Raw genomic sequence first — 236 nt, 5'->3', positions numbered from 1 at the left:
CGCCGTTGTCGTGGTGGCGACGGTCGCCGACCCCGTGGCCTGACGCAGCGCCACCGCAATCAACCAGGCCAGCAACAGGTACGGCATGTGCGCGCCTTCGGCCACCTTGCTGATGGTCTGGCTCACGCCGGCATCCAGCAGGGTTTGCTTCAACCCGCCACCGGCGCCGATGGTCAGCAACAGCACCGCGATCGGCGCCAGCGCCTTGCGCAGGGTGTTGCCGACATCGGCCCGCG

At 69.5% G+C, this 236-nt stretch carries 1 protein-coding gene; it reads right to left on the bottom strand.

Features of this window, described 5'->3' with window-relative positions:
- On the bottom strand, positions 1-236 hold a 236-nt coding region (locus ACKX14_RS16450; RefSeq protein ID WP_479685988.1), incomplete at both ends, for a GntT/GntP/DsdX family permease.

Origin of the sequence: Thermorhabdus hydrogeniformans (assembly GCF_049310025.1) — a bacterium.
Lineage (GTDB): Bacteria > Bacillota > Thermosediminibacteria > Thermosediminibacterales > Tepidanaerobacteraceae > JBJYKD01.
The sequence above is the reverse complement of the archived record's forward strand: the minus strand, read 5'-3'. Positions and strand labels throughout refer to the sequence as shown.